The sequence below is a fragment of the Agrobacterium sp. 16-172Ci genome (assembly GCF_053522725.1).
In genome coordinates, this window is the sequence record NZ_JBNWBW010000032.1 from 1 (window position 1) to 17,979 (window position 17,979).

The 17,979-nt window shown below is 58.4% G+C and carries 14 protein-coding genes; 8 read left to right on the forward strand and 6 right to left on the reverse strand.

Going from position 1 to position 17,979, the window contains the following annotated elements; translation table 11 throughout:
• Positions 1-355 precede the first annotated feature (355 nt).
• The gene (gene hutC / locus ACQZ40_RS22585; RefSeq protein ID WP_125146761.1) at positions 356-1,081 is read right to left on the reverse strand and encodes a histidine utilization repressor; all 726 of its coding nucleotides are present in this window, start codon (positions 1,079-1,081) and stop codon (positions 356-358) included.
• Positions 1,082-1,132: 51 nt separating this feature from the next.
• Positions 1,133-2,479 (reverse strand): formimidoylglutamate deiminase, encoded by a 1,347-nt coding sequence (locus ACQZ40_RS22590; protein WP_125146760.1) that lies wholly within the window; start codon positions 2,477-2,479, stop codon positions 1,133-1,135.
• A 114-nt stretch (positions 2,480-2,593) separates the two neighbouring features.
• On the opposite strand from ACQZ40_RS22590, the gene hutI reads away from it, so the two are divergent.
• The 5 genes from hutI (at position 2,594) to ACQZ40_RS22615 (ending at position 8,725) form a co-directional block, all read left to right on the forward strand.
• On the forward strand, positions 2,594-3,853 hold the full coding sequence (gene hutI, locus ACQZ40_RS22595; RefSeq protein WP_448748684.1) for an imidazolonepropionase: 1,260 nt from the start codon (positions 2,594-2,596) through the stop codon (positions 3,851-3,853).
• Positions 3,850-5,394, forward strand: a complete 1,545-nt coding sequence (gene hutH / locus ACQZ40_RS22600; RefSeq protein WP_448748685.1) for a histidine ammonia-lyase — start codon at positions 3,850-3,852, stop codon at positions 5,392-5,394. The genes hutI and hutH overlap by 4 nt, the downstream gene beginning before the upstream one ends.
• Positions 5,395-5,604: 210 nt before the next feature.
• On the forward strand, positions 5,605-6,408 hold the full coding sequence (hutG, locus tag ACQZ40_RS22605) for an N-formylglutamate deformylase (protein WP_448748686.1): 804 nt from the start codon (positions 5,605-5,607) through the stop codon (positions 6,406-6,408).
• Positions 6,409-6,419: 11 nt separating this feature from the next.
• The gene (hutU, locus tag ACQZ40_RS22610; RefSeq protein ID WP_059758288.1) at positions 6,420-8,093 is read left to right on the forward strand and encodes a urocanate hydratase; all 1,674 of its coding nucleotides are present in this window, start codon (positions 6,420-6,422) and stop codon (positions 8,091-8,093) included.
• Between the two features lie 62 nt (positions 8,094-8,155).
• Positions 8,156-8,725 carry a HutD/Ves family protein gene (locus tag ACQZ40_RS22615; RefSeq protein ID WP_142845592.1) on the forward strand — a complete coding sequence of 190 codons (570 nt, stop codon included), beginning with the start codon at positions 8,156-8,158 and terminating at the stop codon, positions 8,723-8,725.
• Between the two features lie 57 nt (positions 8,726-8,782).
• Here the strand turns inward: ACQZ40_RS22615 and ACQZ40_RS22620 are convergent, their stop codons facing one another.
• From ACQZ40_RS22620 to ACQZ40_RS22635, 4 genes are all read right to left on the reverse strand, one after another.
• Entirely contained in the window at positions 8,783-10,261 is a 1,479-nt protein-coding gene (locus ACQZ40_RS22620) for a M81 family metallopeptidase (RefSeq protein WP_448748687.1), read from the reverse strand.
• A 71-nt stretch (positions 10,262-10,332) separates the two neighbouring features.
• Entirely contained in the window at positions 10,333-11,421 is a 1,089-nt protein-coding gene (locus ACQZ40_RS22625; protein WP_448748709.1) for a D-TA family PLP-dependent enzyme, read from the reverse strand.
• Between the two features lie 31 nt (positions 11,422-11,452).
• Positions 11,453-11,848: a RidA family protein gene (locus tag ACQZ40_RS22630; RefSeq protein WP_065656677.1), complete on the reverse strand. Its 396-nt coding sequence runs from the start codon at positions 11,846-11,848 to the stop codon at positions 11,453-11,455.
• 360 nt (positions 11,849-12,208) lie between these two features.
• Entirely contained in the window at positions 12,209-13,594 is a 1,386-nt protein-coding gene (locus tag ACQZ40_RS22635) for an FAD/NAD(P)-binding protein (RefSeq protein WP_448748688.1), read from the reverse strand.
• A gap of 433 nt (positions 13,595-14,027) precedes the next feature.
• Here ACQZ40_RS22635 and repA point away from each other — a divergent pair, with 433 nt between their 5' ends.
• The 3 genes from repA to repC all read left to right on the forward strand — a co-directional run bounded on the left by repA (position 14,028) and on the right by repC (position 17,715).
• A complete protein-coding gene (gene repA, locus ACQZ40_RS22640; RefSeq protein WP_026363408.1) occupies positions 14,028-15,242 on the forward strand; it encodes a plasmid partitioning protein RepA in 1,215 nt (404 codons plus the stop codon).
• Positions 15,239-16,252 carry a plasmid partitioning protein RepB gene (gene repB, locus ACQZ40_RS22645; protein ID WP_448748689.1) on the forward strand — a complete coding sequence of 338 codons (1,014 nt, stop codon included), beginning with the start codon at positions 15,239-15,241 and terminating at the stop codon, positions 16,250-16,252. Before repA ends, repB begins: the two co-directional genes overlap by 4 nt.
• 185 nt (positions 16,253-16,437) lie before the next feature.
• The gene (gene repC, locus ACQZ40_RS22650; protein ID WP_448748690.1) at positions 16,438-17,715 is read left to right on the forward strand and encodes a plasmid replication protein RepC; all 1,278 of its coding nucleotides are present in this window, start codon (positions 16,438-16,440) and stop codon (positions 17,713-17,715) included.
• Positions 17,716-17,979: the final 264 nt, after the last annotated feature.

The window sequence follows — 17,979 nt, forward strand, 5'->3', positions numbered from 1 at the left end:
AGACCACTCTAAGCAGTCACAAAACCAAATCCCCAAAGCCTAAACCCCGGGAAACCAACAAGCATTCAGCTCATCAACTTGATTTCTTCAGAACGAAAGCCGCCGTCGCCAGCAGCGCCGCCGCCCTCGTTCAGTGAGCGGACTTATAAATCCACACCCTCAAACAAGTCAACACAGCAATATCAAAAAAAACAAGAAATGTGATATCTAACTGATTGTAAAAGGTAATTTGAAAATTATCGTATAAATTAACGACTTTTAACGGTTTTTCCTGTCGGTGACTGAAAAGCTTGATGGGCCTTCCCCTATATAGGGTCTCCATACCGCAATAACAGGGGCCGAGGCCTTGTAGATATCAGTCGGAAGACGGGCTGAAGCGGGCAACCAGCGCATGCGCATTGCCGGGATAGGTGAAGCGCACATAGGTAACAGCGCCCGAATTGCTCCAGGTACGTCGCTCCACGACAAGACACGCCTGCCTGTCGGAAATGCCGAGCAGGCGCGCGATCTCCTTCGACGGTGTTTCGGCACTGATCCGGTGTTCGGCAGTGCTCCACGGAACATGGCCGAGCAGCCAGGGGCCTGGCGCAATTTCGGTAAAGTCGGTTTCAGCCGCTTCCGGCACGGCCGTCAGATTGATGAGGCGCTGTTCGACACAGAATTCGCGCGCACCGGCGAAATGGATGCAGAGAATGTCGAGCAAAATTGTCCCGACCGAAACGTCGAGCCGCTCACGATCCGCGCCTTTCGCGCTGCACCTTTTGCGCTCCAAGATTTTGAAGCCATAGTCGAGGCCAAGGGATTCGACCTCGGCCCCGATATCGTGAATTTGAAGAACGGCGGACTGGATCTGCGGCTGGCGGACGAAACTGCCGGATTTCTTGCGGCGTTCGATCAAACCGGCCTTGGCGAGCTGGCCCATGACCTTGTTCACCGTCATGCGCGAACAGTGATATTGATCGGCGAGGTCGACCTCGAAAGGCAATCGATGGCCCGGCGGCCATTCTCCCGAAACGATCCGCCCCTCGATCTCACTGAGGATACGCTGGTGCAGGGTCTGCCCGGCTGATGCTTTCGTCACGTCCGCAATGCCTTTCCCCGCTGGCTTTTTCCCGTTTCTGCCGAGCCCATATCAGCTATCGAGAAGTTCAGCCATGACCTTGTTGAAACGATTGGATATTTCACGGCGATGGATATGCCGGCCGGCCTGCACGCGCTTTTTGCCGCGAACCCAAACGGAATCGACAGAAACGCCGCCCGCGAATATCCACTGATCGAGAATCTGGGATATCGGAAGATAAGAAACGACGGAAACATCAAGAGCGACGAAATCGGCGCTTTTCCCTTTTTCCAGACCGTTTCGCGACGCCAGAGCCCTTCCGCCGCCTTCGAGCGCCTGTCGGAAGAGTTTTTCTCCCGTGGAACGGCCGGCATCGGCGATGACATTGCGTGCTCGGCGCGAGAGACGTTGCGAATATTCGAGCGTTCGCAACTCTTCCGGTACGGAAATCAGAATGTTGGAATCCGATCCGACGCCATAATGGCCGTTTTCAGCGATAAAAGCCGGAGCCGGGAAGATGCCGTCGCCGAGATTGGCTTCCGTGATAGGGCAAAGACCGGCAACAGCACCGCTTTTTGCCATGCCTCGCGTTTCGGTTTCCGTCATGTGTGTTGCATGGATAAGGCACCAGCGGCCATCGACCGGCGCGTTTGCAAGCAGCCATTCCACCGGTCTCGCACCGGAAAAGGCGAGCGAATCTTCCACTTCTTTCGTCTGTTCCGCCACATGAATATGGATCGGCCCGCCTTTTGCCAGCGGCTCGATGGCTGCCAGCTCGTCGCCGGTCACCGCACGCAGGCTGTGCGGCGCTATGCCAAGGGTGGCGCCCGGCAGCCTGTCCACCACGGCCTGCGCTCCCTGCATCAGCTTTCCGTAACTGTCGAGCGAATGGATGAAACGTTTCTGCCCGTCGATTGGCGCCTGGCCGCCGAAACCGGAATGGGCATAAAAGACCGGCAGCAATGTGAGGCCGATGCCCGTCTGCGAGGCGGCCGCGCCGATACGTTCGGCCATTTCGGCGATATTGCCGTAATGCGAGCCATCCCTGTCATTATGCAGATAGTGAAATTCTCCAACCCGCCCGAAACCGGCCTCGAGCATTTCCATATAAAGCTGGGCGGCAACCGCCTCGACATGGTCAGGCGTCATGGAGAGCGCGAATTTATACATGACGGTGCGCCAGCTCCAGAAACTGTCATCACCCGGACCACGGATTTCGGCAAGCCCGGCCATGGCGCGCTGAAAGGCGTGGCTGTGAAGATTGGGCATGGCCGGGACAATGACGGCATGTCGCTCATCCTGCGGCTGCGGGGAAACGCCGGTTTCCACGGATAAGATGACGCCGCCATCGCAGACGATGCGAACATCCTTCGCCCATCCATCCGCCAGAAGCGCTGCGCCCGCGTGAATTGCCGTCATGCCACCCTCTCCTTTGGTTCTGTCCGGCAAGGCCATTTCAGACACGAAATTGCAGCTTGCCAAGCCGATTATTATGTATATACATTTAGCGCACAAAGGAAAGGCGAAAAGCAAATGCCAGGGAACAAATCTGCAAACGGAACGGCGACGGGGAACGCCACGGCTTTGTGGCGCAACGCCCGGCTGGCAACCTTCAATCCCGCCATGGAAGGCATCGGCGCTGTCGAAAATGCCGCCATTGCCGTGCGTAACGGCCGCATCGCCTTTGCCGGCCCTGAAAGCGATCTGCCCGCCGATCTGGCGACAACCGATGAGACCAATGATTGCGGCGGCCGCTGGATCACCCCTGCCCTGATCGACTGCCACACCCATCTCGTCTTCGGCGGCAACCGCGCCATGGAATTCGAGATGCGGCTGAATGGGGCGACCTATGAAGAGATCGCCAAAGCGGGCGGCGGCATTGTTTCTTCGGTGCGCGACACGCGCGCGCTCTCGGAAGATGCTCTGGTGGCGCAGGCTTTGCCGCGCCTCGACACGCTTCTTTCCGAAGGCGTTTCCACGGTCGAAATCAAATCCGGTTACGGTCTCGACATTGAAACCGAGCTGAAAATGCTGCGCGTCGCCCGCAGGCTCGAGACATTGCGGCCGGTGCGCATCGTCACCAGCTATCTCGCCGCGCATGCGACACCTGCAGACTATAAGGGGCGCAACGCCGATTATATTGGCGATGTCGTTCTGCCTGGGCTGGAAAAAGCCCATGCGGAAGGACTGGCGGATGCGGTTGACGGTTTTTGCGAAGGCATCGCCTTTTCCGTCGAGGAGATCGACCGGGTTTTCAAGGCTGCAAAACAGTATGGCCTTCCGGTCAAACTGCATGCCGAGCAGCTTTCCAACCTTGGCGGTTCCGAGCTTGCGGCATCCTATAACGCCCTTTCGGCCGATCATCTGGAATATCTTGATGAGGCCGGTGCGAAGGCGCTGGCGAAAGCGGGAACCGTGGCCGTGCTTCTTCCCGGCGCTTTCTATGCGCTCAGGGAAAAACAATTGCCGCCGGTGCAGGCCCTGCGCGATGCCGGGGCCGACATTGCGCTGGCAACGGACTGCAACCCCGGCACATCGCCGCTCACCTCCCTGCTGCTGACCATGAATATGGGCGCAACGCTTTTCCGCATGACCGTGGAAGAGTGCTTGACCGCGACGACACGCAACGCGGCAAAGGCGCTCGGCCTGCTTACGGAAACCGGCACGCTGGAGGCTGGAAAATCCGCTGATTTCGCCATCTGGGACATCGAGCGTCCGGCAGAACTTGTCTACCGCATCGGTTTCAATCCGCTCCACGCCCGCATTTTCAAGGGACAGAAGGTTCTCCCATGACCATGAAGACCATCACGCTTCACCCCGGCAATGTCACCTTAGCCGATCTCGCCGAGATATACTGGGAGAACGGCAGCGCCAAACTCGACCGCAGCTTTGATGCAGGCATTGAAAAGGCGGCGGCCCGCATTGCGGAGATCGCTGCCGGCAATGCGCCGGTCTATGGCATCAATACCGGTTTCGGCAAACTCGCTTCAATCAAGATCGACGCGGCCGATGTGGCGACGTTGCAGCGCAATCTCATCCTGTCGCACTGCTGCGGGGTCGGCGCGCCGCTTCCTGAAAATGTCGTGCGGCTGATCATGGCGCTGAAGCTGGTTTCGCTCGGTCGCGGCGCATCCGGCGTGCGGCTGCAACTTGTGCGGCTGATCGAAGCCATGCTGGAGAAGGGCGTCATCCCCGTCATTCCCGAAAAGGGTTCGGTTGGGGCTTCCGGCGATCTCGCGCCGCTTGCCCATATGGCGGCGGTGATGATGGGCGAAGGCGAGGCCTTTTATGCGGGCGCGCTTCTGCCAGCGGGCGAAGCGCTTGCGAAAGCCGGACTGTCCCCGGTGGTGCTTGCCGCCAAGGAAGGACTGGCGCTGATCAACGGCACGCAGACTTCGACGGCGCTGGCGCTCGCCGGTCTTTTCCGAGCCCACCGCGCAGCACAGGCGGCACTTATTACCGGTGCGCTTTCCACCGATGCCGCCATGGGCTCATCTGCACCTTTCCATCCCGATATTCACAGCCTGCGGGGTCATAAGGGCCAGATCGACGCGGGAGCGGCGCTTCGTAATCTGCTGGAGGGTTCGGAAATCCGCGTCAGCCATATCGAAGGTGACGAGCGGGTGCAGGATCCCTATTGCATTCGCTGCCAGCCGCAGGTGGATGGCGCCTGCCTCGATCTTCTGCGGCAGGTGGCCCGCACGCTGGAAATCGAAGCCAATGCCGTGACCGACAATCCGCTGGTGCTTTCAGACAATTCCGTCGTCTCCGGCGGCAATTTCCACGCCGAACCGGTGGCCTTTGCCGCCGACCAGACGGCGCTCGCCATTTGTGAGATCGGCGCAATCGCCCAGCGCCGCGTGGCGCTGCTGGTCGATCCGGCCCTCTCCTATGGCTTGCCCGCCTTTCTTTCGAAGAAGCCCGGGCTGAATTCCGGCCTGATGATCGCCGAAGTCACCTCCGCCGCGCTGATGAGCGAGAACAAGCAGATGGCGCATCCGGCCTCGGTGGATTCCACACCCACCTCCGCCAATCAGGAAGACCATGTCTCCATGGCCTGCCATGGCGCGCGCCGCCTGCTGCCGATGACGGACAATCTCTTCGCCATTCTCGGCATCGAGGCGCTTTCAGCCGTGCAGGGTGTGGAGTTGCGCGGGCCGCTGAAAACAAGCCCCGAACTGCAAAAGGCGATTGCGGCGTTGCGCGCGGCGGTCCCTTCGCTGGAGGAAGACCGCTATATGGCGCCGGACCTGAAGGCTGCGGCGGAATTGATTGCCTCCGGCGCGCTGGTCGCGACGATTTCGGACGGCATTCTGCCGAAGCTGGAGGTTTGAGATGATGAGTACTTTATCCTTCACTGCCGTAGGGTTACCCCCCTCTGCCCTGCCGGGCATCTCCTCCTCAAGGGGGGAGATCAGATGCCGCACCCGCTCGTTCCCAGATATTGTGACGCAAGGCATTCGCCGCTTGCCGATCTCCCCCCTTGAGGGGGAGATGCCCGGCAGGGCAGAGGGGGGTAACCCCACGGCAGAAGAGGCCAATCGATGAACAGACCCTTCACGCTTCACCAGGGCACCTCGCCCATCATCCTCGGACTACCTCACACCGGCACGGATGTTCCGGCTGAGATTTGGGATCGTCTCAACGATAACGGCAAGATTCTCGCCGATACGGACTGGCATATCCATGAGCTCTATGCCGGCCTTCTCGAGGATGCGACAACGGTAAGGGCGACCTTCCATCGTTATGTGATCGACGCCAACCGCGATCCGGCCGGGGTAAGCCTTTATCCGGGCCAGAACACAACCGGGCTTGTTCCGGAGACCGATTTCGACGGCGAGCCGATCTGGAATGAAGGACAGGAACCCGCAGCGGACGATATCGCCTATCGTCTGGAAAACTTCCACGCGCCCTATCACGCGGCCGTTGCGGCGGAAATCGAGCGGGTCAAATCCATCCACGGCATCGCCATTCTCTATGATTGCCATTCGATCCGTTCGCATATTCCCTTCCTGTTCGAAGGCAAGCTGCCGGATTTCAACATCGGCACGGATATGGGCAAGACCTGCGATCCGACCATCGAGAAGATCGCCGTTGAGGTGACCGCCGCAGCGGACGGCTACGACAGCATTCTGAACGGTCGTTTCAAAGGCGGCTGGACGACGCGCCATTACGGAAAACCGCAGAGCGGCGTGCACGCCATTCAGATGGAGCTGGCGCAATCCACGCATCTTCAAAGCGAAACGCCGCCTTTTGCCTATGACACGGGCAAGGCCGAACGGCTTCGCTCTTATCTCAAAACCATTCTCACGCGCATGGAAAAATTTGCGCTCGACACGAAACGATAAGGGGAAAGCACATGAACAATCCACGCCACAATATTCGCGATGTCCGCTCGCCGCAGGGCACTGACCTCAATGCCAAAAGCTGGATGACGGAAGCGCCGCTGCGCATGTTGATGAACAATCTCGACCCTGACGTGGCCGAGCGCCCGCATGAGCTGGTGGTTTATGGCGGCATCGGCCGCGCCGCCCGCACCTGGGACGATTTCGACCGCATCGTCGCGACGCTGAAGGATTTGAACGAGGACGAAACCCTCGTCGTGCAGTCCGGCAAGCCGGTCGGCGTGTTCCGCACCCACAAGGATGCGCCGCGCGTGCTGATCGCCAATTCCAACCTGGTGCCGCATTGGGCGAACTGGGATCATTTCAACGAGCTGGATAAGAAGGGCCTTGCCATGTACGGCCAGATGACGGCCGGTTCGTGGATCTATATCGGCACGCAGGGCATCGTGCAGGGCACCTATGAAACCTTCGTGGAAGCCGGCCGCCAGCATTATGACGGCAACCTGAAGGGCAAATGGATCCTGACCGGCGGTCTCGGCGGCATGGGCGGCGCACAGCCGCTGGCTGCCGTCATGGCCGGCGCCTGCTGCCTTGCCGTCGAATGCGATGAAACCCGCGTCGATTTCCGCCTGCGCACCCGTTATGTCGATGCGAAGGCGCATACGCTCGATGAGGCACTGGCCCTGATCGACCAGTGGACCAAGGCGGGCGAGGCGAAATCCGTCGGCCTGATCGGCAATGCGGCGGAAATCTTCCCGGAACTCGTCCGTCGTGGCGTTCGCCCCGATATCGTTACCGACCAGACCTCGGCGCACGATCCCGTCCATGGTTACCTTCCGGCCGGATGGACCGTTGCCGAATGGCGCGCCAAGCAGGAAAGCGACCCGAAGGCCGTTGCGGCTGCCGCTCGCGCCTCGATGAAGGTGCATGTGCAGGCCATGGTCGATTTCTGGAACGCCGGCGTTCCGACGCTCGATTACGGCAACAATATCCGCCAGGTCGCCAAGGATGAGGGCCTCGAAAACGCCTTCGCCTTTCCGGGCTTCGTGCCGGCCTATATCCGCCCGCTGTTTTGCCGCGGCATCGGCCCGTTCCGCTGGGCGGCCCTTTCCGGCGATCCGGAAGACATCTACAAGACCGACGCCAAGGTGAAGGAACTGTTGCCAGACAACAAGCACCTGCACAACTGGCTGGACATGGCGCGCGAGCGCATCGCTTTTCAGGGCCTGCCGGCGCGTATTTGCTGGGTCGGCCTTGGCGACCGCCACCGTCTCGGCCTCGCCTTCAACGAAATGGTCAAGAACGGTGAGCTGAAGGCGCCGATCGTCATCGGACGCGACCATCTGGATTCCGGCTCCGTCGCCTCGCCCAACCGCGAGACCGAGGCCATGAAGGATGGCTCGGACGCCGTTTCCGACTGGCCGCTCCTGAACGCGCTGCTCAACACCGCATCCGGCGCGACCTGGGTGTCGTTGCACCACGGCGGCGGCGTCGGCATGGGCTTCTCGCAGCATTCCGGCATGGTCATCTGCGCCGATGGCACCGACGATGCCGCTCGCCGGCTGGAGCGCGTGCTGTGGAATGACCCGGCAACCGGCGTCATGCGCCATGCCGATGCCGGTTACGACATCGCCGTGGAATGCGCCAAGGAACAGGGCCTGCGCCTGCCCGGCATTCTCGGCAATTGATCCTCTTTCGGCCGGAAAGAGAAACACCTTTTCCGGCCGATCCCTCTCAAAAGTGGAAAACCATGACCCTGCTGCGCGCAAGCGATTACAAGCGAATGCCCTGGAAAAACGGCGGCGGCGAGACGGTGGAAATCGCCATCTTTCCACCGACGTCTTCCGTCGAGAATTTCGACTGGCGCATCAGCATGGCGACAGTGGCGAGCGACGGGCCGTTTTCGATCTTCCCCGGCATAGACCGCACCCTCTCCATTCTTGAGGGAAACGGCATGGCGTTGGCAATTGCGGCGGGCGATCCGCTGTTGCTGACAATGGAAAGCCCACCCCTGCCCTTTCCGGCCGATGTTCCCGTGAATGCGACCCTGCCTGATGGCGCGATCACCGATCTGAACGTCATGACCCGCCGCTCGCGCTTTCGTCATGTCGTTAAAAGGCATTCCGGCCCGTTTTCGGGAAAAGCCGCCGGAAACACGACGCTTGTTCTGGCGCTCGACCCGCTGGCGGTTTTAACCGGTGAAGGCGAGAACCGATTGGGGAAGCTGGATGGTCTGCTGATCGAAGGCGGTTTACCGTTCACCGTCGAAGGAGATCGAAGCGAAAGCGCGTTTTTCCTGATCACCCTCGAGCGTCTCTGAAGCCTTCAGGGAAAGGCTTCACAGTTTCATCCAGATAATGCCCAAACCGCTGCCGCCTCAGTCCAGGCCCAGCGGATCGGCCACGCGGGGCCAAAGCTCCAGGCTCGCCTTGCGATAGGGCGTTTTTGCCGGATCGGTCGGATAGGATGTCGGAGCCGCTATGTAAACGATCTCGGAGGCGACCGGCGCAAACCCCGCATGAAAATGGTTGGTGGACTTGACCAACAGCACGTCTTTCTTCGCAAAATCGACGCCGAGGTTGGAAAAGATATCCGGCTCATAAGTTTGCGTGCGGCTGGTGATGAGGATGATATCGATCTGCGTACCGAGCGGCCGAACGACGGCGGCACGGCCGAGCGTGACGCGGCTGTTGCGGAAACTCTGCCAGCCGGCCTCAGTCGTGCGCATCACCTTTATGCGGAAATCGAGCGGCTCGCCGCCTTCCGGGCTGGATTTGCCGCCGATGCGCAGATCGATCTCGGCCCCCTCGCCCGCCGCGTGACAGAAAGACACCGCAATCGGGTCCCAGATCGTCGCGACGGCGATATTGTCCATGCCGCGCTCCACCATGCGCCGCAGAATATGGGTCGCGTCACCGGCGACGCCGCCGCCCGGATTGTCCCAGATATCCGATACGACGACCGGCCTGTCCGGATTGTTGCTGCGAATGGCAAGAACCTGGTCGAGACCCGATTCCGTATCCAGCATCGGCATGGCGGTCAGTTTTCGCATGGCATAAAGCTCATGGCCGAGCTTTTCGGCCAGCGCATCGCCCTTTGCCCTGTCATTATCGGTCACGACAACGATGCGCGTTCCCATATCCGGCACATCGCCCGCCATAAAACCGTGAATGACGGAGATCGACAGGATGCCATCCCTGCCTTCCATCGCCTTCAGTCGGTCGACGTAAGAGCGCATCGGCTCGCGGCTGGTGGGATAAATGGTGATCATGCGGCAATCGAAAGTGGAGATGACCGGCTTGATCTCCCCCCGAAGCGTGCGCAGCGCCATTTCCACTACATGCTCGCCGCGCTCTTCGAAATCCGTATGTGGAAACTCCAGAAACGTCGCCATTATATCGAGATTTTTGACCCGAAGCGGCGTCAGATGGCTGTGCGGATCGAATTCCGCCGCAACCAGCACATCCGGTCCGACCAATGCGCGGACGCGCGACAGGAAATCCCCTTCCGGATCATCATAACCCTGTGCCACCATGGCGCCGTGCAGACCGAGCACCACCGCATCGATCGGCATTGCGGCGCTGAGTTCTGCGAGAATCGTATCCCGCAGCGTTTCATAGGTCTGGCGCTGGATGAGGCCCGCCGGTTCCGCCCAGCAGGAAGTTCCCTCTATTACCGTGAACCCTTCCGCCTTACCACGACGGCGCAAGATCGGCACTGGCGACGAGCAGAGCGTCGGCGTTTCGGGATGTTCCCCCGGCCCGGCATAAAAAGCCGCGCGAAAGGCGTCCATATCCGTCGGGACAGGTGAAAACGTGTTGGTTTCGGTGGCGAGTGACGCCGTGAAGATGCGCATGTCTCTAGATTCTCGTTACCGCAATCTGCCCTTCGGCAGCTTTATTTCAGGATTTAATTAGCCGGGTAATTTTACCAGACTGTACCGCGCGCCGCGACCTGCTCAACCCGCGTCACGACACCGTTTCGATGGAAAACCATCCTGTCGAAAAGATTGCTGACAACGCAGGTGTGGTTCGGAACGACCTTGACCACATCGCCGATTTCAGGCCGGCCCGAGGCGCAGCCGGATAGATCGACGACCGCATGTTCTTCCGAAAGCGAGATGATTTTCGCACCGTCATAGCCTTCGAGCAGCCCGTAATCGCTGAAACCCAGAAGATCCGAGGTCAGGGCCTTGGAGCCGCAATCCAGCACCGCCCGATCGGCTGTCGGTCGCGATATGACGGTGGCAAGAACATGCATGGCGAGATCGCCCGCTGTGCAATGTCCGGCGCGCAGCATGGCGCGATCATTATAAACATAGGTGCCGGCCCGATGTTCGGTGGCGGAAGGAACGAGATGCGCGGCGTAAAAATCCGGAGAACCGCCGCTGGATCGCACCGGGCAATCCATGCCCTTTGCCGCCAGCAATGCCATGGTCTCGCGAAGGAAATTTTCCACCGTCGCGGCGCCTCCCGGTGCCGGATAGGTCAAAATGCCCTTGAATGTGAGGCCCGGTGCCGCCGCGATCTTTTCCGCAAGCGCCAGTGCCGCTTCCGGCGTCTGCACACCGCAGCGCTTACCGCCCGTGTCGCATTCGATCAGTACGGCAAGCGGCCTTGCCGCATCGAATGTATCGGCAAGGCCGGCAATCGTGACCACGCTATCGGCAACCACGCTCAACCGGCCGATGCGCGCATTCAGCGCCTTCAGCCGCGACAGCTTTGCTGCACCGAGAATATTATAGGTAATCAGAATGTCATCAAAACCGGCATCCGCAAAAACCTCCGCCTCACTGACTTTCTGGCAATTAATGCCGATGGCACCGGCCTGAAGCTGCTGCTTTGCGACGGCGGGTATCTTGTGCGTCTTGATATGCGGCCGAAAGGCCTTGCCGTGATCATCCAGATAAGATTGCGCCCTGAGGATATTGGCGGCGAGCCTGTCCTCGTCGATGACAGGCATCGGCGTCGAAATCGCATTGAGGGGTGTGCCCGCATCAGGCCAGGGATAGGTCATCATCTACTCTCAAACATCGGCAAATTGGGCTTCAGGTCAGCGGCTTATAGGCGATAACGTCCATTTCCACCTTGGCATCGACCATCAACGGAGATTGCACGGTGGAGCGTGCGGGCGGATGATCGATGAAATATTTCTGGAAGACAGCGTTAAAGCTCGAAAAATCCCGGGCATCGTCCAGCCAGACATTGACCTTGACCACATCCGCAAGCGTACAATCGGCAAGCGCCAGAACATCCTTGATATTCGCAACCACCTGCTCGGTCTGCGCCACGATTCCGCCGGTCACCACCTCGCCATCGACGGTCGGCACCTGCCCGGAAACATAAACGAAATCGCCGGCCCGGACGGCCTTGGCAAATGGTCGCCGCTGTCCACCAGCCTGATTGTCCGCCGCCTCATATCGTATCAGTTTCGGCTTTTGCATAAGTCCTCGCAAATTATTTTCATAATTTCAGAAATTTTCGCGATTTGTAGCCGATTTCATGGCGCATTTCCATAAGCAATGTAAATTATTTAGCAATCGGGCACATTACGTGCGAAATCCGCCGCCACGCTTTCTGCTGTTGATTACAGGGAAATATACGGCTTATGGTCGATATATGCCATGATTCAAGTAAGAACAGCGCGCTTATCTTGCGGTTCCCATCGGCATTCGCGCTGCGTTCCACTCGCCAATTGGGCATCCATGGAATTTCCAGCACATTATTCAGAGAACAAGTTTGCCGCGGCTAACCTCTTAGGACAGGTACTAGGCACGTCTGACTGCGGCCGGCCCTTCACCAGCTCATCCCCGTGCGGAAAGCCGATCGCTCGCTGTCACTCTGTCCGTGATCTCTTGCGCGATCTTCTGCGCCTGCACACGAATATCCGGAACGGCGGTAATTTCCCAGAAGCGGCCCGCCGTCAACGCACCGGCGGCGAAAAGACCGGGCCAGCTTCGTCCGTCAGTCCGCAGCAAACGAGACTGGCGATCGACTTCTACACCGAGCCCGAAGGGATCGAGCAAAATAACACCGTCCCCACGCATCGTTTCAAGAAGCCGCGAATGGCCGATGCCGGCCCGCTCCATTCCCGTGCAATTGACGACCCAATCGACCTGCAGCTCCTTCAATATCTGCGTATGCCTGCGGCGGTAACGCACGGCGATCCCCTCCTCCCCTTCTTCCATGGAGCGAAGGTAACCTGCATGAATTTCAAGAACACCATCTGAAAGCAACTTCCCGAAGGCGCGAGACACTTCCGGCGCGATACGGTGCCGATGGATGTTCCACCACGGCAAGGCATGCCGAAGGAACCGGCCGCGTTGCGCAGGTGTAAGACGTTGCCAAAGCGATTGGGTTTGCGGCCGCAAGCCATCCATGACGGCGCGCCACGGCGCCCCATCGCGCACCTGCTTGCGCAGAGAGTGCAGCAACCAGCTAATCTCCGTCGAGCCTTCGGGTAAATTCGGCTCCACGGGCGGTGACGGTGGGCTGACATGCGGATGCGGCACCAGACCACGACGGGACAGGACGTGGATTGGCCCTTGATGTCCCTTTCCTCGCAAAGTCAAAACCTGATCGATCATCGTCAGGCCCGAGCCCAGAATGCAGATACGATCCCCTGCTTTGATTTTGGACAACCATCCCGGCTGCCAGCAGTGGCCAATGATACGTTGCGGCCCCTCTTCTTCCCTTGCGACAGTTTGCACCGGCAAACTCGCAGCGCCGACACCGAGACACAGAACGACATTCTGCGCGCGCAGCTGCTCACCATTTTCCAGTGTAAAAGAAAATCCGCCTGCACCATCCGGCCGACAGGCCGAAGCCTTGGCCCGAACGAAGTCCACCCGGGCTCGTTGCTCCCTGCTTCTGAGCAGGCCGGCCAACCTGTCGCGAAGATAAAGACCGTAATCACCGCGCGAGGCGAACAGAAGGGGATTGTCCGCGATCCCGTTTTCCGCCAACCAGTCGACAAAGTCATCAGGCCTGTCAGGGAAGACACTCATCCGCCCGGCCGGCACATTCAGACGATGATAGGGCAGTTCCGTGCGATAGGCGGTGCCGCGCCCGAAATCCGACTCATCACCGACGATAGCGATAGAGGCTTCCGCCGGCAGAGACGATAAAAGATGGGCGGCGGTACAGATGGCCGAAAAACCCGACCCGACGAGAGCGACATCATAGGACATTCATTCCTCCAACCTGCGGCAGCTTGAAAAGCCAGACGACGGGTGTCGAACCCAACGATACTCTAGTCAACGAGTAGAGATTAAACAGATGCGAATGTCCACCCTTCACTTTCTGCCGCCGGGATTATCGGAGCCAAAGAAGATCAACCCCAAAGTTAGCCGCGGCAAACTTCCGCACGGGACGGATATCTGGGGCGCCAAAAGGCGCAACGACGCCCTTCATTATGATCGACAACGAGAAGTTAGCCGCGGCTAACCGTCAAACCGTCACAAAAAGCAAATGTGATTCTTCCACAATGCTTTAGCGGCACTTTCCAACCTGGGAAAAAAGCCTATTGCGCCAAAAAGAGAATCGGCGCTTATATCTCAGTTGCGGAAAAAACCGCCTTTTTCGAAAAAAACCGCTACTGCAATTTCGAGCGAAAGAAGACCGATGACACAGAGTGCCGATTTAAGACGTGCCGCAGGAGCACCCGACCTGACGAGTCTTATACAACAGCATTCGGCTGCGTTGTCAGCCCAATTGCAGGCTCATAATGCAAATACATTTTCACCGCACACCGAAAAGAGCATGCGCCATTTTTCACCGGCGGAAACCGCACGGTTGATCGGCATCGGCGAAGCCTATCTTCGCCAGATCGCCGCCGAGCGTCCGGAGCTCGATGCGGCGCAGGCTTCCGGCCGTCGTTCCTATTCCGTCGAGGATATGGACGAGATCAGAAAATTCCTCGATCAGGGCGCGCGTGGCACACGCCGTTATCTGCCGCATCGCCGTGACGGTGAAGAGTTGCAGGTCATTGCGGTCATGAACTTCAAGGGCGGTTCGGGCAAAACCACGACATCTGCGCATCTGGCGCAATATCTGGCGCTGCGCGGTTACCGGGTACTTGCCATCGATCTCGATCCGCAAGCCAGTCTGTCCGCTCTCTTCGGTCATCAGCCGGAGATTGATGTCGGTCCGAATGAAACGCTTTATGGCGCGATCCGTTACGACGACGAACGCCGGCCGATCGCCGAGATCGTTCGTGGCACCTATATTCCAAATCTCCATATCGTTCCGGGCAACCTGGAGCTTATGGAATTCGAACACGACACGCCCCGCGCCCTGATGCGTCGCGCACCGGGAGATACCTTGTTTTTTGCCCGCATTGGCCAGGCAATAGCCCAGGCGCAGAACTTCTATGACGTTGTAGTCATCGATTGCCCGCCGCAGCTCGGTTATCTGACACTTTCGGCGCTGACGGCCGCCACATCGGTTCTCGTCACCGTTCATCCGCAAATGCTCGATGTGATGTCGATGAACCAGTTCCTTGCCATGACCGGCGATCTTCTCGCTGAAATCGGCAGGGCGGGCGCGCGTTCCGACTACAACTGGATGCGTTACCTGATCACCCGTTTTGAACCGAGCGATGGGCCGCAAAACCAGATGGTCGCGTTCCTGCGCTCGATTTTCGGTGAAAACGTCCTCATCCACCCGATGCTGAAGAGCACGGCCGTCTCGGATGCCGGACTGACCAACCAGACACTTTTCGAAGTGGAAAGAACCCAGTTCACCCGGTCCACCTATGACCGCGCGCTGGAAGCCATGAACAACGTAAACGCTGAAATCGAAGGACTGATTAAAAAAGCGTGGGGTAGGGCAGCATGAGCAGAAAACAGATTTTCGCCAATCTCGGTACACCGGGCGCAGACAGCAACGAGGCTGCCACCGAGCGGTCGCGTCCGCGTATCCGGCCCATCCTCGGTTCTCCTGAACTCGTGACGGATGTTCTGAATTCCCCGGTCGGCATGATCGGCCAGTCGCTCAACGAAGTATCGGAACGCGCCAAGCGGGCAGAAGAGATCGAAAAGCAGCTCGCCGAAGGTCTTACGATCGTTTCGCTCAACCCTGCCGACATCGATCCCTCTTTCATACCGGATCGCATGCCAGCCTCGGAAGAGGCGGATGCTGGCCTGATAGAGGCCATTCGTGAACAGGGCCAGCAGGTTCCCATTCTGGTGCGCCCGCATCCCGAATTCCCCGGCCGTTATCAGGTCGCCTTCGGCCATCGTCGCCTGCGCGCCGTTTCCAGCCTCGGTATTCCGGTCAAGGCGGTCGTTCGTGATCTCAGCGACGAGCAGCTTGTCGTTGCCCAGGGACAGGAAAACAACGAGCGCCGCGACCTCACCTATATCGAAAAGGCGCGTTTTGCCCAGAAACTGCAAATGCGGTTTCCTCGCGATACGATCATGGCCGCCATGTCGCTGCACAAGGGCGATCTCTCCAACATGCTTTCGGTTGTCGGCCGTATTCCCGAAGATTTGGTCGATCTGATTGGCCCGGCCCCGACTGTCGGCCGTCGTAACTGGATGGATCTTGCCGATCAGCTTTCCTCCTCTCAGGTCAAGGAAGCAGCCCGCGCCTATGTCAAGGACGCATCGGTTGCCGCCCTGCCATCGGAAGAACGTTTCAAGTCGCTTCTGGATTTTCTGAAGCCCAAGGCGCAGGCGAAAAAAACCGGCGTCTGGTCATCGCAAACCGGCGGCCGACTGGCAAAGGTGGTCGAGAGCGACCGCAAGCTGGATATCTCCATCGACAAGAACGAAGCCCCGGAATTTGCCGAGTTCGTTCTCGAACATCTTCAGACGCTGTATGCCGAATACCGGTCCAAGCAGTGATTTTTAACTCGAACGACTAACAGGAGACGCATCACAAAAGAAAAAAGCCCCCGAACGTTGCCGCGCGGAAGCCTTTCTTTGATTTAAGCACCCGAAGAATCTCATTTCCGCGAATCATAGTCAAGAGTCTTGGCATCGAATTTTTCGGTGAGCGATTTTCTTTTGCCTTGTGAAAGGTGAAAGACATGGACAGCACATGTGTAACGACGCCCTTTGGGCGGCGAGCGATGTCGTTTGGCGTCCTCGCAACCCAGTTTGCCGCGCAGAAAAACAAGAAAATCGAAGCGGTCGATAAATGGAAACTCTATCGTTCGGTCTGCGAAGCCAGGCCATTGCTCGGCGTGACTGATCGCTCGCTCGCGGTTCTGAACGCGCTTTTGAGTTTTTATCCGAAGAACGAGCTTTCCAGCGAAGCCGGATTGGTCGTCTTCCCGTCGAATACGCAATTGTCACTCAGGGCCCATGGCATGGCCGAGCAGACATTGCGCCGGCATCTTTCGGCTCTTGTCGAGGCCGGTCTTATCATTCGCAAGGACAGCCCGAACGGAAAACGATACGCGCGCAAGCATAGGGGAGGGGAAATCAGCGAGGCTTACGGTTTTTCGCTGGCGCCGCTTCTTGCCCGCAAAGCGGAAATCGAGGAACTGGCCGAACGCATCGTCAGCGAGCGGCTCGATCTTCAGCGGCTTCGTGAAAATATCAGTCTTTGCCGCCGCGATATCCAGAAACTCTGCGAGATGATTGCCGCGAGGGGAGAAGTCGAAACCTTCGAAGGGTTTCAGACCCGCTACAATGCCATTGCCCGCTCTCTCGGCCGCAATTCCAAGCCTGCGGAGCTTCGGGAAATCGCCGGATTTTTGGCCTCTTTGCGCGCGGAAGTGACCAACTATCTGGAAAATATTGAAAAATCGGAAAAAACGGGCGGCAATGACTGCCAAAATGAGCGCCTCATAAAGAATTCAGAATCCGAATCCATATCTGAACGGCAAGATTTGTGCGAACCGGCAACCGTTGCACCTGCCAGCACAGCAAGCACCCAGCCGGCATATGTGGCGCCCGTCAGTGCAAAAGCTTCGCCGCAGTCAGCAAAGCCTGTTCTTCATAAGCAATTTTTTGTTCCTGATATTGTTTTGGTTTTGAAGGCTTGCCCGGATATCTCGCTCTATGCCCCAGGCGGAGCGGTTACCGGATGGCGCGATCTTGAAGTGGCGACATCCGTCATCAAAACCATGTTCAACATCAGCCAGTCGGCGTATCAGGATGCCCTCCTCACTTTCGGCCGACAGGGAACGGCAGCCATTCTCGCATGCCTTTTGCAGAAAGCGGACCAGATAAGCTCGCTCGGCGGATATCTGCGTAATCTGACCCGTAAGGCGCAGGAAGGCGGCTTCGATGTGCAGACAATGCTTCTGGCGCAGTTGCGAGGGCGTAAGGACACCATGGAGGCGAACATGCTTTCGTGAGTTCGCACGGCCGCGCGAAATGGTCATCGCTTGCGGAAAAAGCAGACGGAAGTTACATTAACGCCGTTTCCGCAAGTAGAAAGAGATTCGCATGAGGGTGGTGTAGCAACAGTGCAGCCGGTGGATTTCTATGGTTAATGCAAAGTAATGAAAACTAAGTTCCATTTAGCTTTCGTTTGCGTTTTTCCGTGATTGGTTTCAATCGCTTGAGTCGAGGGTATTTTTCGTCGAAATGGCGACGAGAAGAGCGGAAAAGTGCAATCT